The following is a 20,475-nucleotide window of genomic DNA, read 5'->3' on the forward strand; positions in this document are numbered from 1 at the left end:
GCGGGGCCGGGCGCTCACCGCTTGCGGTAGCCGTACGCCTCCTCGGCCGCCGCCACGACCGCCGCCAGGTCCGCCCCGGCCGACGCGCTGACCACGGCGGCCACCGTCCCCTCGACGAACGGCGCGTCCACCAGCCGGGCGTCCGCCGGGAGTTCGTCGCCCTCCGCGATCAGCGCCTTCACCGTCAGCACCGCGCTGCCGAGGTCGACCAGCAGCGCGACCCCCGCGCCGCGGTCCACCTCCCGCGCCGCCGACGCGATCAGCTCGGCGCTCGTCCCCAGCCCCCCGTCCGGCGTTCCGCCGGCCGCGGCCACCGGCACCTTCGGGCCGTCCCCGGTCAGCCCGACCGCCAGCTCCGCGACCGCCTCCGCGACCGCCTTGCTGTGCGACACCAGCACCACACCCACCACGCGGTCCTCGCCGCTCATCGCGCCACCTCCGCGAGGGCCGCGAACAGCAGCGCCGAGGACGTCGCACCCGGGTCCTGATGCCCGATGCTGCGCTCCCCGAGATAGCTGGCCCGCCCCTTCTGCGCGCGCATCGGCACGGTCGCCAACGCCCCCTCCTCGGCCGCCCCGGCCGCCGCGTCGAGCGAGGTCCCCAGCGCCGCCACGCCCGGCAGCAGGGCATCGACCATGGTCTTGTCGCCGGGCGCGGCACCCCCGAGCTCCCGCACCGACTCGACCCCGGCCCGCAGCCCCGCCTGCAACTCCGCGACCGTCACCTCCGACGCCTCGCCCAGGCTCTTCCCGGCCCGCCGCAGCAGCGTCCCGTACAGCGGCCCCGAGGCACCCCCCACCGTCGAGATCAGCTGCCGCCCCGCGATGACCAGCACCGCCCCGGGCGTGGCGGGCGGCTCGCTCTCCAGCGTCTTCACCACCGCGGCGAACCCCCGCTGCATGTTGGTTCCGTGATCGGCGTCGCCGATGGCCGAGTCCAGCTCCGTGAGCCGCCCGGCCTCCTGCTCGACCAGACCGGCCGCCGCCACCATCCACCGTACGAAGAACCCGGCGTCAAACCCCGTGTTCACCACACCATCACCCCTCTGCACACCCGACTCCCAAGTGACTGCCGCCTTTTGCGACACCCACGTACCGCCAACGGCGACCCACCGCCGCCCACGACACCCCACTCCGCCCCGGCTCACCCCCGTGCCGCACGCCCTAGCGCCCCCACCGCAGCCCGGCCGTCGCCACCGGCGCGTCCCACAACCGCAGCAACTCCTCGTCGACCTGACACAACGTCACCGAGCAGCCGGCCATGTCCAGCGACGTCACATAGTTCCCCACCAACGTACGGGCGACCGTCACCCCGCGCTCGTCGAGCACCCGGTGCACCTCCGCGCTGAAGCCGTACAGCTCCAGCAGCGGCGTCGCCCCCATCCCGTTCACCAGCACCAGCACCGGCAGCCGCGGTCGCAGATCCTCCAGGATCGCGTCCACCGCGAAGTCCGCGATCTCGTGCGAGGTCATCATCGCCCGACGCTCCCGCCCCGGCTCGCCGTGGATCCCCACCCCCAACTCCAGCTCGCCCGGCGGAAGATCGAACGTCGGGCTGCCCTTGGCCGGCGTCGAGCAGGCGCTCAGCGCCACCCCGAAACTCCGCGACGACGCCACGACCTTCCGGGCCACCGCCTCCACCCGCTCCAGCGGCATCCCCTCCTCCGCCGCCGCCCCCGCGATCTTCTCCACGAACAGCGTCGCCCCGGTCCCGCGCCGCCCGGCGGTGAAGGTCGAGTCGCGCACCGCGACGTCGTCGTCGACCAGCACGCTGGCGACCTGCACCCCCTCGTCCTCCGCCAGCTCCGCCGCCATCCGGAAATTCAGCACGTCGCCGGTGTAGTTCTTCACCACGAACAACACCCCGCGCCCGGCGTCCACCGCCGTCGCGGCCCGCACCATCTGATCCGGCACCGGCGAGGTGAACACCTCCCCCGGACACGCCGCGTCCAACATCCCCGGCCCCACGAACCCCCCGTGCAGCGGCTCGTGCCCGCTCCCTCCGCCGGAGAGCAGCGCCACCTTCCCGGCCACCGGCGCGTCCCGCCGCACGATCACCCGGTTCGCCACGTCCACCACCAGCTCCGGATGCGCCGCGGCCATCCCGCGCAGGGCGTCCGCCACCACGGTCTCGGCGACGTTGATCAACATCCTCATGGGCACCTTCCAGGGATCCTCAACAAGCACGGCCATGGCTTGATTTCTTGCTGGTCAGACGCGTCTTCGCAGGTTCTCGATCTTGGCGCCCCAGGGCGCCGAACGGCGGCTTCCGGCGGGACTGATGCTGACCTCATGCTGACGTTCCTGATGGGTGATCAGCCAATCGGGTGACCTTTCCGTCGGACGGCTCCGGCGGATCAAGTATCGGGCCGCGAGCAGCCGGCTGCACCGTCGTCCACAAGGTTGCTCCACCGCAAGGGGCGCCCGCCGACCGACGCCCGCCCCTCCCGACGAACGCGCGCTCCGTCACCCAAGCGATCCACCAACACCCCGCCGGCCGTGCGCCGCTCGGCGAGAACCGGCGCCCGGCCACCCGAACGGCGCATGCGGGGCTCGCCGACGGACACGGGACGTCGCGCCGCCGGACGACAGGCGACCTTCGCGCCGCGGTCTCACCGTGTGGTGTAACCCCCGTCGATGACCAGCGGAGACCCCATGGCGAAGCTCGCGGCGTCCGACAGCAACCAGACGATCGCGTTGGCGATCTCCTCGGGCCGGGCGATGCGGCCGATGGGATGGGCGGCCGCGGTCTGATCCATCAGGTTGGGATTGAGCGCCGAGAACCGCTGCACCATCGGGGTGTCGATGCCTCCCGGCAGCACCGCGTTGACCCGCACCCCTTGACCGATGAACTCCAGCGCTGCGGACCGGGTCAGTCCGAGGACCGCGTGCTCGGAAGCCACGTAGAAGGCCACTCCGGCCGCGGCGGTGGTGGGACACCCTCGCCCGGATACTGCGGAAAGCCGTCCGCCGCGCGGGTCAGGACCTGCGGAGTTCGCTGGGCGTCACATTCCAGGCACGTCGCAGGGTGCGTGTCAGCGCCCATCTTGCCACCCGACGCAGCCAACAGGCGCAATCCGTCGAGGCGTTGTGGCAGGCACCAGCCAGGCGGTTGAGTCCGACGTGATCGATCCCGTGGGGTGGCCAACTCCAGGGTGGGCGTGCTGGCTTCTGAGTGGTGCCGACGGTGGCGTGCTGGTGGTGATCCGCTGCGGCGTCCGGCTCGCCTACGTGGGGAGCGCTGCGCCAGAGCACCCGGTCTCAAGCCGGTCGGCGCTGGTCGTGGACCTTGCCGAGCCGCACCACCACGACGAGCGTCGCGACCAGCAGGGCGGAGCTCAGGACCGGGACCAGGTCGACGGGCAAGGTGTAGGACATGGGCGTGTCCGCAGTGTCCCGTCGTTGGCCCGGGTGCGGCCGGGCGGTGTCCGGTGCGGCGAACGTGGGTGCCGGGCGTCGGCCTGGCGGGGGCCGCGGGGCTCGGTGCCGCACTGCGCCGGTATGCCGCGGCGGCGTATCGCCAAAGCTGCACGACGACTTGACGATGGCGGCACGGCCGTGCGTCACACCCGGTGCGGCGCATCGGCTGGACTGCTTCGCCGACAGCGGAACCGGGATCTTGGGACACGGAGGGGGCGTTCTGTGGGCAGGGTGCCCCGGTCCTGCCGGCAGGACCGGGTTCCCGCGGTACTGACCGGACGAGATCAGGAGTCAGCGCATGTCCGCATCATCCGCCGTCCCGGCGACTCATCGAGAGGTCCACCTCGTCACCCGTCCCACGGGTGCGCCCTCCGAGGAGCACTTCACCGTCGTGGAGGTCCCGGTGCCCGTGCCGGGGCCGGGCCAGGTGCTCGTCCGCACCACCACACTGGCCGTCCTCACCATCATGAGCGAACTGATCCGTGGCCGCGGCGAGTTGCCGATGCCGCCGTTCGACGTCGGCGCCTGCGTGCCGGGACCCGGTATTGCAGAGGTCGTGGACGCAGGTGACAGTGGTTTGCAGGTGGGGGATCTGGTCGCCAGCCAGACCGGTGGCTGGCGGGAGTACGCGGTGCTGGATGCGCAGGCCGTCCAGTGCCTGGACCCGGGTGCGCTGCCCTTCCCGGCCGCGCACCTTTCGCAGGGCGCCGCGGCCTACCTGGGCGTCGTGCGTGCCGGTGAAGTCCGCCAGGGCGACACGGTGTTCGTGACCAGCGCGGCAGGTGGTGTGGGCTCGCTGGCCGGGCAGATCGCCAGGCTGCGCGGCGCGGCCCGGGTCATCGGCTCCACCAGCTCACAGCGCAAGGCCGACATCCTGACGAAGGAACTGGGCTACGACGCCGTCGTGCTGCGCAACGCGGGCTCCCTCGACGAACAGCTGCGGGCCGCTGCGCCGGACGGGCTCGACGTGGTCGTCGACAACGTGGGCGGCGAGCAGCTGAAGTCGGCGATGGCGTTGGCCCGACGCGGGGCACGCATTGCGTTGATCGGCGCACTGGCCGGGCAGTTGGGCGACTCGGCCGTCACGGAGATCGACCCCCATGCCCTCATCTCAGGCAGCGTCACGTTGCGCGGCGCGGCGCTCTTCGACCACCTCGACGTCATCCCCGAGTGGACCGACTTCTTCGGCCGCGCGCTGCGGGACGGCACGCTCACCTTCCCCCGCACCGTGCTGACCGGGCTCGACCAGGCACCGCGCGCGCTGCGGGAGCTGGTGGAGGGCCGGCACGTAGGCGCGGTGCACGTGGAGCTCTGACCCGCTTCCGGGCCAGGCACAAAACCACTTCGGCGAGGGACACAGCAGCGGCCAACAGGGGCCGCCTTCCCGCAACATGCGCATCCACGCCGGGAGATGAGTGGATTGATCCCCCCTGCTATGGTGCGCCGATGTCATCGATCAGGCAGGTCCAAGTCACTTTCGACTGCGCAGAACCTGAGCGCGTCGCCCGTTTCTGGTGCGAGGTGTTGGGGTACGTCGTACCGCCGCCACCGGAGGGGTTCGCCACGTGGGACGCCTACGATCGCTCGCTGCCGCCTGAGCGCCAGGGTTCGGCGTTCGCCTGTATCGATCCCTCAGGTGCGGGCCCGCGGCTGTTCTTTCAACGCGTTCCCGAGGGCAAGGTCGTCAAGAACCGGGTGCATCTCGACGTGCGGGTCGGCACCGGACTCGTGGGTGAAGAGCGCCTGGCCGCGCTTGAGGTCGAGTGCACACGACTGGTCGCGCTCGGCGCGGTACGCGTGCAACTGCTGCGTGCCGATGGCGTCAATGAGTCCTGCATCGCGATGCAGGACATCGAGGGCAACGAGTTCTGTCTCGACTGAGCATCCTCCGGGCCGGCAAGGCAGTTTGCTCCGGCCGACGGCGGCCTTCGCACCGGATGGTTCCCATGCCGTGCGGTCGTTGCGGTTGCGGCGCCCCCCACCAGTAGGACGGGGAAGGGAAAACGCGTGATACCCGGAGCTCGGTACGAAGAAGGCGTCGAATACCGTCGACGGGGGGCAGTCAACGCAAATGCCGCGTAATGATCCGTCGATTTTCGATAATGCGATGCGTGCATTTGTGTTAGCGTGGCGTGTGCGTCACGCCTGGCATGCCGGTGCGTGTGAATGCATGCGTGCAGTCGTCGGCGTGATAGCGGTGGAATGGCTGCTTCCCAATCGGTTCCGCTTTCAGTGCCGCTATGGGCGGGTGTCGGTGCAGACGGGCATCTGCTCGTGATCAAAATACATGGATGCAAGGAATGGTCGTTGGGAAGTCGCATTCCCTTCGTCCGACTTTGGGGGAAGGTCCAGAAAATGCATGGCAAAACGGGGATGTGCAAACTCGCGGCTTGTGCCGCTGCGGGAGCAGCCGTCCTGGCCGCCGTGCCCGCACAGGCCGCCGTGGCCCTCGGCGGGTCGACGCGGACGGCTTCAGCCGACATCGGAAAAGCCCGCACTCCCGCAGTCGGCTCGGGTGACCCTGTGGTGCAGCGAGCGTGCACCACGGGCGACATCGGGGCGTCGGGCGGGGCGGACATCTACAACTGGCACGGGCCAAGCGCAACCCTCAGCGTCAAGATGGACCTGGCGGACGGCAGGGCCGACGGTCGCTATGCGGCGATTCGAATCCTCATAGTGGACATGCACGGGAAAACCGTGCAGGGCCGCTGGAACAAGGTTTCCGGCTATGGCAAACACAAGGAGGGGTGGACGTCGGTCAAGTACAAGGGTGGCATCGACAATATTGGAGTTCAGGTCGCCACATTCAAGGGCAGTCGCATGATGAGCTACTGCGTTGATTTGGGTGGAGCTGACTGACGCCGGTGCGGTAGTCGCCGGCCCGTTGAGCCCCCTTGCGTCATGAGCGAGGGGGCTCAATTCCGTGTGGAGATCTCCACCGGCTCCGTGCTCAGGAAGCCGGCCGCACATGATGTAGGCGTCATCACTCTTATTCGTGGCGCATTGGTGAAGAGCCGCGGCGCAGGCTAATAGCTCGAACGAGGCGCATCCCCGTGAGCTGAGGCGCGAAATGATGCCGGGGGAACCTGGTAGGAACTGGTCCGGTAGCGGCTGCGGAATTCGGCCAGCAGCTCATCGGTCGCTTCGGCCCCGGCGCTCACCGCGGCGTGGACGTCGCGGAAGTAGTCCTCGTAGCCGGCGGGAGTGTAGAGACACAGGGCGCGTGCGGGGACCGTGCCCGCATTGCGGAAGCCGTGCGGGGTGCCGCGGGTCGCGGCGAGCAGATGCCCGGGGCCGGCCGTTACCTCGCCGTCCCCGGTGTGCAGCGTCAACTCGCCGTCGAGGACGTAGAAGTACTCGTCGTGCCCATCGTGCACATGCGGTCTGGCGCCGATCACTCCAGGGGCGAGGCTGAACTCCTCGAAGGCGAAGTGCCCGCCCGTGTGTTCGCCGGTCAACCGGAAGAAGTGCGCGACACCGGCGACGTCTATGAGCTCACCGTCCTGGGGGCGACGCAGCAGTGCACGGGCGGGAATTCGGGACTGATCATCGGTCATGGGGGCATTGTGGCGCACTGCCCAACGCCACGTAGGGGAAAGCCAGTTGATCTCCCGCGTGCCGCAACGAGGGCGTCGTCCGGCCGAGCTTCCTACTCCACCGCGTACAGCAGCCTGTACTCGGCGCCGTCCGCCCTGAAGCGCAGAGTGCGCTCGCCGGGCGTGTCCGTGATCCACTGCTCCCCGAGCTTGCCGTCCCCGCCCGAGGTGCCGGCCTCCCCGAGGGAGACGGCAATGGTCCCCGTGAAGTCGCAGTCGTACTTGACGGTGTACATCCGATCTCCCAGCACCGTTCCATTCCACACGGTGCCGCGGTCCTGGACGACGAGCCTCGGTTCATCGAAGCCGCTCCAGCCCTCGGTCGTGACGCACGTGAGCTTCTCCAGATACAGCTTGGCCATACCGTCCCCTGCGCAGGATCCTTCTCGACGCTCCACATCCTGCCGAGCCGCAATAAACGATCACTAAACATCTCGCGCGGCAGTCGTCGGACGAGCGACGTCAACGGGGCGGCGCGCGCAGAGAGGGGGTACGGAGTCCGGGTGCGGCTGCGCGTGCAGGCGCGGGTTCGAGGTGTCGGCCTGGGGGCACGAGCCGACGACCTAAGCCCGAGGCTCCCGGCGAAACAGCAGGGCAGGCCCCTGTTTCCTTGGTATCGGTGTCGCCGTCGGCGTGGTGCTGTTGTGCACGTGCGTGTTCGTCGTACAGCGCAAGCGAGGTGGGCGTGGTTGACTCGGCCTGGCCCGGAGAACAGCTGATCGTCGCCGCGCAGCGCGGCGAGGTCGGGGCGATCTCCGCGCTGGTGTCGGGCTCGCACCCGAACGTGCAGCGCTTCGCCCGTTCCCTCTGCGCGACGCCGGAGGACGCCGAGGACGCCGCGCAGGAAGCCCTGATCATCCTCTACCGCAGGATCGGGATGCTGCGGGCCTCCGGCGCACTGGCGTCGTGGATGTTCCGGATCGTCCGCAACGAGTGCCTCCGACGCGCACGGAGCCGGGTGTGGGACCGCCCACCGGTGCCGGACACCGCCGTGGAATCGGCCGAGGCGGAGGCGCTGCGCCGCCTGGAGGCGGACCGGGTGGCGGCGGCGGTCGCCGCGCTGCCGCCCGACCAGCGCCGGGTGCTGATCATGCGCGACCTACAGGGCCACAGCGGACGCACGGTCGCCGATGCGCTGGGCCTCAGCACGGCGGCGATGAAATCGCGTCTGCACCGGGCCCGCGCGGCGGTCCAGCACGCACTCGGTGTCACACCCGACTCGACCCCCGGAGGACAGCGATGACGGGAATGACGGAACCCAAGGTCGACGTGACGGAACCGAAGGCCGAAGTGACGGATCCCCAGGCCGGAGTGGCGGAAACGAAGGCCGACGGTCGCGACTTCGCGAGCACCTCGCTGACCCGGCACCTGGTGCGCGGGGCGGTGGGGTTCGGCGCGCTGGCCGGCTCGGTGGCGCTCCTCCCGGCCGTCGGCCCGGCGAGCCCGGTGCTGCTGCCGGTCGGCCTGTTCGCCTTGCGCGGGTGCCCGATGTGCTGGGCGGTCGGGCTGATGCAGACCCTGTCCCGGGGCCGCCTCCGGCGCTCCTGCGAGAACGGCCGATGCACACTGACCACCGCGGGCCGGGGGACGTACCCGGGCGCGTCGCCGCCGGCGGGGGACAGGTCCCAGGTCGTCTCCGCTAGCCACCCAGGAACGCCGCGACCAGGCCGCCGGCCTCCGCGCGGCGCTCGTGGAAGTAGGCGTGCCGGGCACCGCGGAAGAGGTGCGTCCTGGCGTCCGGGATGCGGGCGGCGAGCAGCGGGACGTTGTCCGGCGGGGTGAGTCGGTCCTGGTCGCCGTGGAGGATCAGGGTGGGCGCGCCGATGTCGGGGAGCGCGTCCCAGGCATCGTGCGCGTTGCTGGCCACCAGGTGTCCGCGGCGGGCGTGCGGGGGCATGTCGGGGTCGCCGAGGGTCGGGTAGGGGCCGGGGTGGTCGGCGCGCCAGGCGGGGGAGTACATCAGGTCCACCAGGGTCCGGCGCGCGGTCTCCGGGTGGGGGTGGGCCAGGGCGCGCCGCACGGAAGCGTCGCATTCCACGGCGTGCGGGCCGCCCGGGGAGGTGCAGCCCAGGATGAGCCGCCGGACCCGCTCGGGGTACCGCGCGGCGACCCACTGGGCGACCCGGCCGCCCATGGAGGTCCCGTAGACGTCGGCCCGCTCGACACCCGAGGCGTCGAGCACCGCGATGACGTCGTCCGCGAACTGCCGTGTGGAGTAGCCGCCCTGCGGTGCATCGCTGTCACCGGTGCCGCGGTAGTCGAGGGTGATCGTGGTGTGCGTGCCGTGGAAGTCCGCCCGCACCGGGTCCCACCAGTGGTGGTTGTTGGCCTGCCCGGGCAGCAGGACGAGGGGGTGTCCCGCACCCCGGCGCTGGTAGGCGAGCCGGGTGCCGTCGGCGGCGCGGGCGAGGTCGGGAACGCGCGGGGCGCTGTCGGTCATGGGCCTTCCTCCGGGTTCGGCGAGGGCGGCCGGACGCCGGCGGGTGGGCCGGGCGAGGCACGTGGCCGTCGACCACCGTCCGCGCCGGCCGCCCGTCGCCCGTCCCCCGCATGGCGGCATCCCCCGTTGCCCGCCCCTCGCTGCTCGCGTGAGCATGCACGAGGGTATCCGGCCGAACGGAGCGCGTTCCGGCCGCAGTCGAGGACCCGGTGGAGACAAGGAGCGTCGCGGATGAGCACCCTCGATGTCCTCTCGGAGGACGAGCAGAGCGTCGTCGGCACGGTGCACGACTTCGTCGACAGGGACGTCAAACCCGTCGTCCGGGAACTGGAGCACGGCGACATCTACCCCGAGGCACTGATCGAGCAGATGAAGCGGCTCGGCGTCTTCGGTCTCGCCGTCCCCGAGGAGTACGGCGGCACGCCCGTCTCCACCCCGTGCTACGTCCTGGTCACCGAGGAGTTGGCGCGCGGTTGGATGAGTCTGGCCGGCGCGATGGGCGGCCACACCGTCGTCGCCAAGCTGCTGGTGCGCTACGGCACCGAGGGGCAGAAGCGCCGCTATCTGCCGAAGATGGCCACCGGCGAGATCCGGGCCACCATGGCGCTGACCGAACCGGGCGGGGGCTCCGATCTCCAGGCCCTGCGCACCGTCGCCCGCAAGGACGCGCGCGGCGGGGGCTACCTGATCAACGGGACGAAGACCTGGATCACCAACTCCCGCCGCTCGCAACTGATCGCGCTGCTGTGCAAGACGGACCCGACCGCAGCCCCCGCGCACCGGGGCATCTCCCTCCTCCTCGTCGAGCACGGCCCAGGGCTCACCGTCTCCCGGGACCTGCCCAAGCTCGGCTACAAGGGCGTGGAGAGCTGCGAGCTGTCGTTCGAGGACTGCCGGGCGCCCGACGACGCCCTGCTGGGCGGCGTCGAGGGCAAGGGTTTTGGCCAGATGATGAAGGGCCTGGAGACCGGCCGGCTCCAGGTCGCCGCCCGGGCCCTCGGCGTCGGACGCGCGGCCCTGGAGGACGCGCTCGCCTACGCCCGGCAGCGCGAGGCGTTCGGCAAGCCGATCTGGCAGCACCAGTCCATCGGCAACTACCTCGCGGACATGGCCACGTCGCTCACCGCGGCCCGTCAGCTCACCCTGTACGCGGCGCGCGAGGCGGACGCCGGCCGACGGGTGGACATGGAGGCCGGCATGGCCAAGCTCTTCGCGTCCGAGACCGCCCTGCAGATCGCCCTCAACGCGGTGCGCATCCACGGCGGTTACGGCTATTCCACCGAGTTCGACGTGGAGCGATACTTCCGTGACGCGCCGCTGATGATCGTGGGGGAGGGCACCAACGAGATCCAGCGCAATGTGATCGCCGGCCAGCTGGTCAAGCGCGGCGGCCTCGACGCGTGAGCGGGGAGAACCGCCGTGCACGTCGCCCCGCTGGACCTGGCCGACCCCGCGTCGATCGACGCGTTCGCCGCCGCCGGCGCGGCGCGCATCGGTACTTCGTCGACTGCAACGAGACCGAGACAGTGGACCGCCGCACCGGGACGCTCCACGGCGTGGCCCGCTACGCCGTCGATCCCGAGGCCGCGCGGCGCCTGTGGACCCTGTCCGAGTCGCTGCTCGCCACGGCGGAGGCGGGCTGACGGTTGGCGGGGGGGGGAGGGCGTGGGCGCGCCCGCGGGGGCTGCCCGATTCAGGCGCCTGCCGTCAGCCCCTTGCGGAAGACCGTGGAACTGCGCCTGACCGTCATGCCCACCCGCAGGTACAGGGTGAGCGCGCCGGTGTCCGAGTGGGTCCACAGGGTGCAGGTCCGCCGGCCCTGCCGGTGGAAGGCGCGGAAGGCGTGGCGCAACAGGAGGCGGGCCACGCCCCGGTTGCGGTGGTCGCTGCGGACCGCGAGCTGCTCCAGATGGCCTTCGCCCGTGTCGTTCAGGTCCAACGACATGACGGCGCCGACGAGTTGGCCGTCGGCGAAGGCGAGTGGCGACATGGCAGGCGCGAAGGTGGGCCGGTCGACGGTGTGTCGGGCCCACTCCTCGTACGGCATGCGGCGCGGTTGCCATGCGGCGAAGGCGTCCTCGACGAGCCGGTGCGCGGCGTGCTCGTCGCCGGCGCGGAACGACCGGATCGTGACGCCCGGCGGCGGCTCGGGCAACTCGGGCGCCGCCGGCTCGTCGGGCATCGTGAACTCCAGCAGCCAGGCGGTCACCAGCGGCGCGTACCCGCGCGACCGCAGCAGCGCGACGGCGTGCGTGTCGTCGTCCGGCACGGTCTGGACGATCCCCTCGCTCCCGGCCCGGCGGGCCCGGGCCTCGGCCCAGTCCAGCAGCGCGGCCCCCAGGCCGCGACCCCGGTGCACGGGGTGGACGTCCACCTCGGAACGCCGGTTCACCCAGGCCCGGGCGGCCAACCGGCCCACCCCGTCGTGGACCAGCAGGGTGTCCGACTCGGGCACCAGGCCCGGCCTGTTGAAGTCCGCGGCGATGCCGCCGGGGTCGGTCTGTGCCTGGCCGTGCAGTGCGCGCTCGCACTCCGCGACCAGGCGGTGGATCGTCGGCACGTCGTCGGCGGTGGCCGGCCGCCCCTGGTAGCCGGCCGGCAGCGCCGGCGTGGGTTCGGGCATCCGCGGAGACTACTGCTGGTGCGGCCGGGCCCGCCACGGCCTCACTCCGCTTCGGCGCCGGAGCCGGTGGTGGAGTCGGAGCTGCTGGTGGAGTCGGAGTCGGTGGCGGTGCGGCCGGCCAGTCGTTCGTAGCGCTGCCGGGCGGCCTGCGGGGTGCCGAGGCCAAGGCCGAAGGAGATCTCCTGCCAGGTCATGCCGCGGCCGCGCGCCATCTGGAGGAGCCCGGTTTCCAGTTCGTCCATGTCGCCGCGCGCCATGGGCACCAGGCTCAGCGCGGCGGTGATGTCGGCGCGGTCCACCTCCGCTTCGCCGTCGTGGAGTTGGGCGGCGCCGCTGAGCAGGAACGAGACGATCCGGACGGCTTCGTGGGGGCCGATGAGCGAGGGGTGGGCCTGGCGGCGGCGCTGCTCGTCGGTGGCCGCATGGCGTTCGGCGATGCGGAAGAGGGCGGCGTGGGCGCGGTGCGCGCGGGCCTGGCCGGGATCGGGGGGAGTGAACGGGTCGGCCGGGCGGGCGGACGCGGGCTGCTGTTCCGAGGTCGATGACATGCCGTCAGAGTGCCGCCGTGCGCACCTCGTTGTCAACGGAATATTGTGAACGAGTTGTTTAAGTGAGTCGTTTAAGCGGGTCGTTTGAGCGGGTCGTTCACGTGAGACAGGTGGCGGGCGGCCGGGATGGCGGATGCTGGCAGACTTCCCGGGATGAAGCCGGAAACCGTCGTGCTGGACGAGGTGGACACGGGGCTGGTGCACGCCCTGGAGATCGACGGCCGGGCGCCGTTCCGGCTCGTCGGGGCCGCCCTCGGGGTCTCCGAGAACACCGTCGCCCGCCGCTACCGCCGGCTGCGCACCGCGGGCGTGCTGCGCGTCGTCGGCGTCCTCAACGGTGCCCGGCTCGGCCACAGCGCCTGGACCCTCCGGCTGCGCTGCACACCGGACGCGGCGACCGCGCTCGCCGACGCCCTGGCGGCCCGCCCCGACACCTCCTACGTCCATCTGCTCTCCGGCGGCACCGAGATCTCCTGCAGCGTCCAGACGCCCACCGCCGACCGCGGCGAGGAACTGTTGCTGCGTAAGCTCCCCGGGACCGGCCGGGTCACCTCGGTCACCGCCCACCTGCTGCTCGGCCTCCCGCGGGGGCCCGGCGTCGCGCGGCCCGGGGGCGGCCCCGTGGCACTGCCGGCGGGCGCCGCGCGGCTCACCCCGGAACAGGTCGCCCTGCTCGCCCCGCCGGCCGCGGACGAGGCGTTCGGAGCGGACGGGGACGTCCCGGGCACCGAGGAGGGCGGGCGCGCGCTCGGGCCGGCGGACCGGGCGCTCGTCGAGGTGCTGTCGCGGGACGGCCGGGCCGGCCACACCGAACTCGCCGCCGCGGCCGGGGTGTCCGAGTCGACCGTGCGCCGCCGCCTGGCCGTGCTGCGGCGGGCCGGCGTGCTCGCCTTCCTCGTCGACATCCCGCCCGCCGCCCTCGGCTTCCGCACCGAGGCCCGGCTGTGGATGTCGGTACGGCCCTCCCGGCTCACCGAGGTGGTCGCGGCGATGGCCGGGCACCCCGAGGTGTCCTTCGTCGCGATGACCACCGGGCCGACCAATCTGGTGGCCGCCGTCAACTGCCGGGACCCGCTCGACCTCGCCCACTATCTGACCGGGCGGATCGCGTCGTTGGACGCCATCCGGACGCTGGAGACCGCCCCGGTCATCCGCACCGTGAAACGCGCCGGGGCGCTGCTGCCGCTGCGGCGCTGACCGCGGGCGGCGCCAGCCCTGGGCCGCCGCGCGGAAGCGGGCCGCCGCCCCGCATCCCGCCGACCGGGCGGTTGCCCCGCATCCCGGTGCCGGCCGCCGGGCCGGCGCGGCCCCGCGTCCGGATGCCTGTTCGGGTGCCCGGCCCTACCCTCGGGGTATGCCGGGTCTTCGCGGATCCCTCGCGGTGCTGGCGGCGGGCGCGCTGTCCGGCGCCCTGGCCGGGATTCCGGCCGCGGTGGCGTCCCCCGGCCCGGCCCCGGCCGCCGCCGGCCCGGACCTCACCCGCTTCTACGCGCAGCAGCCGGCCTGGCAGCCCTGCCCGGCGGGCTTCCCCGGCACCGGCCCGTCCCCGTCCTCGCACGGCTCGCCGCCACCGACCGGCGCCGCGCCGCCGTCCGCCGGCGCGCGCCGCTTCCAGTGCGCCCGGCTGGAGGTCCCGCGCGACTACGCCCACCCCGAGCGCGGCACGCTGCGCGTGCAACTGGTCCGGCTGCCGGCGACCGGGCCCGGCAAGCGGCTCGGCTCGCTGGTCATCAACCCCGGCGGCCCCGGCGACTCGGGCGTGAACTACCTCATCGGCAACAGCGACGGCTTCGCCCACCTCGGCCAGCGCTACGACCTGGTGAGCTTCGACCCGCGCGGCACCGGCCACACCGAACCGATCTCCTGCGGCACCGGCTACACCCCGGCCGGCGGCACCGGCGCGGAGGGCCTCGCCGCCAACGAGAAGCGCATCAACGAAGCCTGCGGCCGGTACTCCGGCGAGCTGCTGCCCTGGGTCGGCACCCCCGACGTCGCCCGGGACATGGACGTCCTGCGGTCCGCCGTCGGCGACCGCAAGCTCACCTACCTGGGCTTCTCCTACGGCACCCGGCTCGGCTCGGTCTACGCCCACATCTTCCCCCGCACTGCCGGCCGGTTGGTGCTGGACAGCGTCGAGGACCCGACCAGGAACACCTGGCAGACCGCGGTCGCCCAGGCCCGCGGCTTCCAGCGGCTGCTCGACGACTTCGCCACCGACTGCGTGCACACCGGCCACTGCCCGCTGGGCTCCGACGATGCGACCGTGCGACGTCAACTCGCCGACTGGTACCAGAAGTTGACGGACCATCCGCTGCGGGTGCGGGGCACGCAGGTCGACGGCACGGCCTATGTCTACGCGCTGCGGCAGTCCCTCTACAGCCGGGACAGCTGGCCCGCCCTGCGGGACGCCCTGGCGCAGCTGCGCGACGGGGACGGGTCCGGGATCCTCCAGCTGAGCGGCAGCGGCAGCGGCAGCGGCGGCGCGGGCGGCAGCACCGGCACCGCCGCCCGTCGCCCCGGGCTCACCGCGACCGCGGCGATGCCCTCCCAGGACCAACTGGCCCTCCGGGCGATCAGCTGCCGGGACACCTCCGAGCGCTACGGCCCCGCCGACTTCCCGCGCGCCCGGCGCGAACTCACCCAGGCGTCCCCGCTCTTCGGCCCGGACATCGCCCCGACCCTGCTGGACTGCTACGGCTGGCCCGTCCCGGGCGACGACTCCTCCCGCGACGTGGCGGCCCACGACGCACCGCCCGCCCTGCTCGTCGCCACCACCGACGACCCGGCCACGCCGTACGAGGGCGCCGCGCACATGGCCCGGGCGCTGGGCAACGCCAGCGTGGTGCTGACGTACCACGGCCAGGGACACGCCGCGTACCCCTCCGGCAACCCGTGCGTGCGGCAGAAGGTGGACGCGTTCCTGATCGACGGGGCGCTGCCGGTCGGCGGCACCGGCTGCCGCTGACCGGCCGGGTCGCCGCCTGCGGCAACCCGGCCCGGCGTGGGCCTCAGCCCGCCTTCCGCCCGCGGCCGGTGGCCCGCTTGGCCGCCGTGGCCTTCCGGGCCGTTCCCGCGGCCTTCTGCGCGCCGCTGCCCTTGGCCGCCGCGGTCGTCTTCTTCCCGGCCGCGGCAGCGGCCTTCGCCGTCCCCGTGCCCGCCGCCGTGGCCTTCGCGGGCTTGCGCTGCGCGGTCTTTCCCGCGGCGGCGGCCTTCCGGGAAGCGGTCTTGCGGGCCGCCGTCCTCGTCGCCGTACGGCCGGCCGGCCGCCCGTCGCCGCTCCCGTTCGCCTCCGCCGCCTCGTCGATCTCGCCGCGGGCCCGCTTCGCGGCCCGCACGCTGTCCTGGAGCGCCGCCATCAGGTCCATCACCCGGCCCGCCGGCGGCTCCTCGCCGGCCTCGAACTCCGGCGCGCGGTGCGCGAGCTTGGCCGCGACGATCTCCTCCAGGGCCTCCCGGTAGTGGTCGTGCACGTCCTCCTCGGACAGCCCGCCGAAGGAGTCCATCAACGTCTCCGCCGCCCGCACCTCGTCGGCGGCGACCTTCACCTCCCGCTCGGGGAGGACACCGGTCATCGGACGGATCTGGTGCGGCCACAGCAGCACCTGCATGACCAGCACGTCCTCCACCGGCCGGATCATGGCCAGGGTCTCCCGGCCGTGCAGCGCGATCTTGCCCAGGCCCACCCGCCGGTGCCGCTCCATCGCGTCCCGCAGCAGGGCGTAGGGCTTGGCCGCCGCGGGGCCGTCGGCGCCCAGGTAGTAGCCCTTGCCGATCTGGAGCGGATCGATGTCGCCGCCGGCGACGAAGGCCAGGATGGTCAGGGTCCTGGCGGTCGGCAGCGGCAGCGCGTCCAGGTCGTCGTCGGTCAGCGGGACGATGGTGTCGTCGTCGGTCCGGTAGCCGCGGCCGATCTCGTCCGGGGAGACCTCGGTGCCTTCGAGGGAGCAGACCGGCTGGTTGCGGACCCGCCCGCCGTCCGCCGTGTGGATCCGCACGAAGCTGACCGAGGCGGCGGTGTCGGTGGCGTTGTAGGCGGCCACCGGGATCGTGACCAGGCCGAAGCTGAGGGAGAACTTCGCGGTGGGCCGCATGGGAGCCGCCTTCGTGGTGCGGTTCGGTGCCGTACCAGCCTAGGTCGAGTCCGCGACGTCCCGCCTGCCGGCCGGCGCCTACCACCCGGACGCCCTAGCATCCCGGCCGGGCCGACCGGGTACCCCGCCCGCAGTGGTCGGCCGTGGCGCAGCGCGGTCGGTCGTTCCGCGCCGCCCCGAGCGCCCGGAGGCGGCGCCGACCCGATGCCCGCCCGAACCCCGGAGGCACCCGATGAGCCCGCGCCCCGCCCACCAGGACCTCGTCCGCGCCCTGCTGGACCGCCACGGGCGGACCTACGCCGCCGAGGCCGGGATCCGTCTGCGCGACACCCCGCAACCGCTCTACCAGCTCCTGGTCCTCGCCGACCTGCTCGGTGCGCGGATCCGCGCCTCGGTGGCGGTGGCGGCGGCCCGCGCCCTGTTCGACGCCGGGCTGGGCACGCCCCGGCGGATGGCCGACGCGCCCTGGCGGCAGCGGGTCGAGGCGCTCGGCGCGGGCGGCTACCGCCGCTACGACGAGAGCACCGCCACCCGTCTCGGCGACGGGGCGCGACTCCTGCTGGACCGCCACGGCGGCGATCTGCGGCGGATGCGGGCGGCGGCCGACGGCGACCTCGGGGCGCTGCGCGGCGCGCTCCAGGAACTGCCGGGCGTCGGGCCGGCCGGCTCCGGCATCTTCGTCCGCGAAGTGCAGGGCGTATGGCCGGAGTTCGCCCCGTACCTCGACGCCAAGGCCCTCCAGGGCGCCGGGCGGTTGGGGCTGCCGGAGGACCCGGACCGGCTGCGCCGGCTGGTGCCCGCGGCCGAGACCGCCGCGCTGGCCTCGGCGCTGGTGCGCGCGGCGCTGGACCGGTCGGTGGTCGAGGAGGTGCGGGAACGGGCCGGGCAGTTCGCCTGACGGACCGTCAAGAAGCGGGCGGAGAAGGTGAGAACGGGCGGCGGTCACCCCGTCCAGGTCCACTCCGCGACTTCCGGCAGGTCCGTGCCGTGCTCCCGGATCCAGGCGTGGTGCCGGGTCCGGGCGTCCGCCATCGCCTGCCGCAGCGCCACCGCGTGGGCGCCCAGCCCCGGCACCCGGTCCACCACGTCCATCACCAGCCGGAACCGGTCGAGGTCGTTGAGGACGACCATGTCGAACGGCGTGGTGGTGGTGCCCTGCTCCTTGTAGCCGTGGACGTGCAGGTGTCGGTGGCCGGTCCGGCGGTAGCAGAGCCGGTGGATCAGCCAGGGGTAGCCGTGGTAGGCGAAGATGATCGGCTTGTCGGGGGTGAACAGGGCGTCGAACTCGGAGTCCGGCATCCCGTGCGGATGGACGTCCGCCGGCAGCAACCGGGTCATGTCGACGACGTTGACCACCCGCACGGCCAGCTCCGGCAGATGGCGGCGCAGCAGGTCGGCGGCGGCCAGCGTCTCCTGCGTCGGCACGTCCCCGGCGCAGGCCAGCACCACGTCCGGGGGCGAGGCGTCGGTGCTCCGCGCGGGGGCGAGGCCGCGCGGAGGCCCGCCGTTCTCGGTGCCCGCCCACTCCCAGACACCGGCGCCGCGGGCGCAGTGCACCCGGGCCTGGTCGAGGGTGAGCCAGTCGAAGCAGGGCTGCTTGCCGGCCACGATCACATTGACGTGGTCGCGGCTGCGCAGCGCGTGGTCGGCCACCACCAGCAGGGTGTTGGCGTCCGGCGGCAGATAGACCCGGACGACCTCGGGACTCTTGTTGAGGACGTGGTCGACGAAGCCGGGGTCCTGGTGGGAGAAGCCGTTGTGGTCCTGCCGCCAGACGTGCGAGGTGAGGAGGTAGTTCAGGGAGGCGACGGGCCGCCGCCAGGGCAGCCGGCGCGCCGTCCGCAGCCACTTGACGTGCTGGTTGACCATCGAGTCGACGATGTGCGCGAACGCCTCGTAGCTGGAGAACAACCCGTGCCGCCCGGTGAGCAGATAGCCCTCCAACCAGCCCTGGCAGAGGTGTTCGGAGAGCACCTCCATCACCCGGCCGTCGCGCGCGAGGTGCTCGTCGGTGGGGAGCGTGGCCGCCTGCCACGCCTTGGCGGTGACGCCGTAGACGGCGTCCAGCCGGTTCGAGGCGGTCTCGTCCGGGCCGACGAGCCGGAAGTCGCGGCGCCCGGCGGTCGCCGCCATGACGTCGGCCAGCAGGGTGCCGAGCACCCGGGTCGGCTCGTGCAGCGCGGTGCCGGGCTTGGCCACCTCCACCGCGTGCCGTTCCAGCGGCGGCAGCGGCAGCTCGCGCAGCAGCAGGCCGCCGTTGGCGTGCGGGGAGGCGCCCAGCCGGCGCCGGCCCTCGGGCAGGCACGCCAGCACCGCCGGCCGGGGCCGCCCCGCCTCGTCGAACAGTTCCTCCGGCCGGTACGAGCGCAGCCACTGCTCCAGTTGGTGGCGGTGGTCGGCGTGGTCGCGCACCCCGGCCAGCGGGACCTGGTGGGCGCGCCAGGTGCCCTCCACGGGCTGCCCGTCCACCTCCCGCGGACCGGTCCAGCCCTTGGGCGTGCGCAGCACGATCGCCGGCCACCGGGGCCGCCCGGCGTCGCCGTCCGCGCGGGCCCGCCGCTGGATCGCCGCAATCCGGTCCAGCGCCAGGTCCAGGGCGGCGGCCATCGCCTGGTGCACCGCGGCCGGGTCGTCGCCGGTGACGTGCAGCGGGTCGTGGCCGTAGCCGCGCAGCAGGGCGTCCAGCTCGTCCTCGGGGATGCGGGCCAGCACCGTCGGATTGGCGATCTTGTAGCCGTTGAGGTGCAGGATCGGCAGCACCGCGCCGTCGTGCACCGGGTCCAGGAACTTGGTGGCGTGCCAGGACGCGGCGAGCGGTCCGGTCTCGGCCTCACCGTCGCCGATCACGCAGGCGACCAGCAGTTCCGGGTTGTCGAAGGCCGCGCCGTAGGCATGGGTGAGGGAGTAGCCCAGTTCGCCGCCCTCGTGGATGGAGCCCGGGGTCTCGGGCGCGACATGGCTCGGCACCCCGCCGGGGAACGAGAACTGCCGGAACAGCCGCGCCATCCCCGCCGCGTCCCGGGTCACGTCCGGGTACGTCTCGGTGTACGTCCCGTCCAGCCAGGAGTTGGCCAGGACCGCCGGCCCGCCGTGCCCCGGCCCCCAGACGCACAGTGCGTCCAGCTCCCGGGCCTTGATCACCCGGTTGAGGTGGGTGTGCACGAGGTTCAGACCGGGGGAGGTGCCCCAGTGGCCCAGCAGCCGGGGTTTGATGTGCTCCGGGCGCAGCGGCTCGGACAGCAGCGGGTTGGCCATCAGGTAGATCTGCCCGGCGGAGAGGTAGTTGGCGGCCCGCCAGTGCGCGTCGAGGGCGTTCAGCTCGCTCGGGCCGAGCGGGGCGGCGGGGTCGGCCGCGCCGGCCGCCGAGGGCGGCGACGCGGTGGTCGTCGGGTTTCCGGGGTGTCCCACGCTCGGCTCCTCGGTTCGCGCGGCGGCTTGGCCCGGCGCGCCCTACGGGTTGCGCCGTTCGACGGTTCGGGGCGCCGCCCGATCGGTCGCGAGGTACTGCTCCGCCTCGATGATCGCCTCGTGGACGGTGCGCCGGCCCATCAGCACGCACAGCGTGTACGCGAGGTCCTCCAGCCGACGCCGGGCCACCGGGTCGTGCGGGTCGGCGAGCACCACCCGCTCCCAGACGCGGTAGCGCCGCAGCAGCGAGGCGAGTACGGACTTGTCCGGCAGCAGCATGCCGTCTTCTTCTCCCGACATCGGCCCGGCGTGCGTGCCCGGGGCGGCTGGCGGGCGCGTCGAGGTGCGCC

19 protein-coding genes and 2 pseudogenes are annotated in these 20,475 nt (G+C 73.0%); 9 read left to right on the forward strand and 12 right to left on the reverse strand.

The features are described from left to right. Nucleotides 1-14 precede the first annotated feature (14 nt). From dhaM to MOV08_RS34155, 4 genes and pseudogenes are all read right to left on the reverse strand, one after another. A complete protein-coding gene (dhaM, locus tag MOV08_RS34140; protein ID WP_039638174.1) occupies nt 15-428 on the reverse strand; it encodes a dihydroxyacetone kinase phosphoryl donor subunit DhaM in 414 nt (137 codons plus the stop codon). After that, nucleotides 425-1,033, reverse strand: a complete 609-nt coding sequence (gene dhaL, locus MOV08_RS34145) for a dihydroxyacetone kinase subunit DhaL (protein ID WP_275310142.1) — start codon at nt 1,031-1,033, stop codon at nt 425-427. Before dhaL ends, dhaM begins: the two co-directional genes overlap by 4 nt. 130 nt (nt 1,034-1,163) lie before the next feature. Further along, nucleotides 1,164-2,156 (reverse strand): dihydroxyacetone kinase subunit DhaK, encoded by a 993-nt coding sequence (gene dhaK, locus MOV08_RS34150; protein WP_039642152.1) that lies wholly within the window; start codon nt 2,154-2,156, stop codon nt 1,164-1,166. 455 nt (nt 2,157-2,611) lie between these two features. After that, nucleotides 2,612-2,917: pseudogene (locus MOV08_RS34155) on the reverse strand (SDR family oxidoreductase); the annotation flags it as partial. Between the two features lie 800 nt (nt 2,918-3,717). Between MOV08_RS34155 and MOV08_RS34160 the strand changes: the two are divergent. The 3 genes from MOV08_RS34160 (at nt 3,718) to MOV08_RS34170 (ending at nt 6,278) form a co-directional block, all read left to right on the forward strand. Beyond that, nucleotides 3,718-4,734: an MDR family NADP-dependent oxidoreductase gene (locus MOV08_RS34160; protein ID WP_275310143.1), complete on the forward strand. Its 1,017-nt coding sequence runs from the start codon at nt 3,718-3,720 to the stop codon at nt 4,732-4,734. A gap of 131 nt (nt 4,735-4,865) precedes the next feature. After that, nucleotides 4,866-5,300 carry a VOC family protein gene (locus MOV08_RS34165; RefSeq protein WP_275310144.1) on the forward strand — a complete coding sequence of 145 codons (435 nt, stop codon included), beginning with the start codon at nt 4,866-4,868 and terminating at the stop codon, nt 5,298-5,300. 321 nt (nt 5,301-5,621) lie between these two features. Further along, nucleotides 5,622-6,278, forward strand: a complete 657-nt coding sequence (locus MOV08_RS34170) for a hypothetical protein (RefSeq protein WP_275310146.1) — start codon at nt 5,622-5,624, stop codon at nt 6,276-6,278. 167 nt (nt 6,279-6,445) lie between these two features. Here the strand turns inward: MOV08_RS34170 and MOV08_RS34175 are convergent, their stop codons facing one another. Both MOV08_RS34175 and MOV08_RS34180 read right to left on the reverse strand, forming a co-directional pair. After that, nucleotides 6,446-6,976, reverse strand: a complete 531-nt coding sequence (locus MOV08_RS34175) for a cupin domain-containing protein (RefSeq protein ID WP_275310147.1) — start codon at nt 6,974-6,976, stop codon at nt 6,446-6,448. 92 nt (nt 6,977-7,068) lie between these two features. Continuing rightward, nucleotides 7,069-7,377 (reverse strand): hypothetical protein, encoded by a 309-nt coding sequence (locus MOV08_RS34180; RefSeq protein ID WP_039638179.1) that lies wholly within the window; start codon nt 7,375-7,377, stop codon nt 7,069-7,071. Nucleotides 7,378-7,700: 323 nt separating this feature from the next. Here MOV08_RS34180 and MOV08_RS34185 point away from each other — a divergent pair, with 323 nt between their 5' ends. Continuing rightward, nucleotides 7,701-8,258, forward strand: coding sequence for an RNA polymerase sigma factor (locus MOV08_RS34185; RefSeq protein WP_039638180.1), 558 nt, complete (start codon nt 7,701-7,703; stop codon nt 8,256-8,258). A gap of 396 nt (nt 8,259-8,654) precedes the next feature. Here MOV08_RS34185 and MOV08_RS34195 read toward each other — a convergent pair whose 3' ends face one another. Beyond that, nucleotides 8,655-9,455: an alpha/beta fold hydrolase gene (locus MOV08_RS34195; protein ID WP_275310148.1), complete on the reverse strand. Its 801-nt coding sequence runs from the start codon at nt 9,453-9,455 to the stop codon at nt 8,655-8,657. 231 nt (nt 9,456-9,686) lie between these two features. Between MOV08_RS34195 and MOV08_RS34200 the strand changes: the two genes are divergently transcribed. Next, nucleotides 9,687-10,859 (forward strand): acyl-CoA dehydrogenase family protein, encoded by a 1,173-nt coding sequence (locus tag MOV08_RS34200; RefSeq protein ID WP_275310149.1) that lies wholly within the window; start codon nt 9,687-9,689, stop codon nt 10,857-10,859. 89 nt (nt 10,860-10,948) lie between these two features. After that, nucleotides 10,949-11,098 (forward strand): annotated as a pseudogene (locus tag MOV08_RS34205) (SDR family NAD(P)-dependent oxidoreductase); the annotation flags it as partial. Nucleotides 11,099-11,148: 50 nt separating this feature from the next. Here MOV08_RS34205 and MOV08_RS34210 read toward each other — a convergent pair. Together MOV08_RS34210 and MOV08_RS34215 are read right to left on the reverse strand one after the other, a co-directional pair. Beyond that, nucleotides 11,149-12,078, reverse strand: coding sequence for a GNAT family N-acetyltransferase (locus MOV08_RS34210; protein ID WP_275310150.1), 930 nt, complete (start codon nt 12,076-12,078; stop codon nt 11,149-11,151). 41 nt (nt 12,079-12,119) lie between these two features. After that, on the reverse strand, nt 12,120-12,626 hold the full coding sequence (locus MOV08_RS34215) for a DNA-binding protein (protein WP_275310152.1): 507 nt from the start codon (nt 12,624-12,626) through the stop codon (nt 12,120-12,122). 153 nt (nt 12,627-12,779) lie between these two features. Between MOV08_RS34215 and MOV08_RS34220 the strand changes: the two genes are divergently transcribed. Together MOV08_RS34220 and MOV08_RS34225 are read left to right on the forward strand one after the other, a co-directional pair. Beyond that, entirely contained in the window at nt 12,780-13,823 is a 1,044-nt protein-coding gene (locus MOV08_RS34220) for an Lrp/AsnC family transcriptional regulator (protein ID WP_275310153.1), read from the forward strand. Between the two features lie 157 nt (nt 13,824-13,980). Next, the gene (locus MOV08_RS34225; RefSeq protein ID WP_275310155.1) at nt 13,981-15,591 is read left to right on the forward strand and encodes an alpha/beta hydrolase; all 1,611 of its coding nucleotides are present in this window, start codon (nt 13,981-13,983) and stop codon (nt 15,589-15,591) included. 43 nt (nt 15,592-15,634) lie between these two features. On the opposite strand, the gene ku is transcribed toward MOV08_RS34225, so the two are convergent. Continuing rightward, nucleotides 15,635-16,717 (reverse strand): non-homologous end joining protein Ku, encoded by a 1,083-nt coding sequence (gene ku / locus MOV08_RS34230; RefSeq protein WP_275310157.1) that lies wholly within the window; start codon nt 16,715-16,717, stop codon nt 15,635-15,637. A gap of 232 nt (nt 16,718-16,949) precedes the next feature. Between ku and MOV08_RS34235 the strand changes: the two genes are divergently transcribed. Further along, the gene (locus MOV08_RS34235) at nt 16,950-17,615 is read left to right on the forward strand and encodes an HhH-GDP family DNA glycosylase (RefSeq protein WP_039638188.1); all 666 of its coding nucleotides are present in this window, start codon (nt 16,950-16,952) and stop codon (nt 17,613-17,615) included. A gap of 44 nt (nt 17,616-17,659) precedes the next feature. Here MOV08_RS34235 and MOV08_RS34240 read toward each other — a convergent pair whose 3' ends face one another. Beyond that, complete coding sequence (locus MOV08_RS34240) at nt 17,660-20,125, reverse strand: phosphoketolase family protein (protein ID WP_078875995.1); 2,466 nt, start codon at nt 20,123-20,125, stop codon at nt 17,660-17,662. Nucleotides 20,126-20,167: 42 nt separating this feature from the next. Further along, a complete protein-coding gene (locus tag MOV08_RS34245; RefSeq protein ID WP_239010203.1) occupies nt 20,168-20,425 on the reverse strand; it encodes a DUF5133 domain-containing protein in 258 nt (85 codons plus the stop codon). Nucleotides 20,426-20,475 lie beyond the last annotated feature (50 nt).

This window comes from Streptomyces yunnanensis (assembly GCF_029011865.1).
Lineage (GTDB): Bacteria > Actinomycetota > Actinomycetes > Streptomycetales > Streptomycetaceae > Streptomyces > Streptomyces yunnanensis.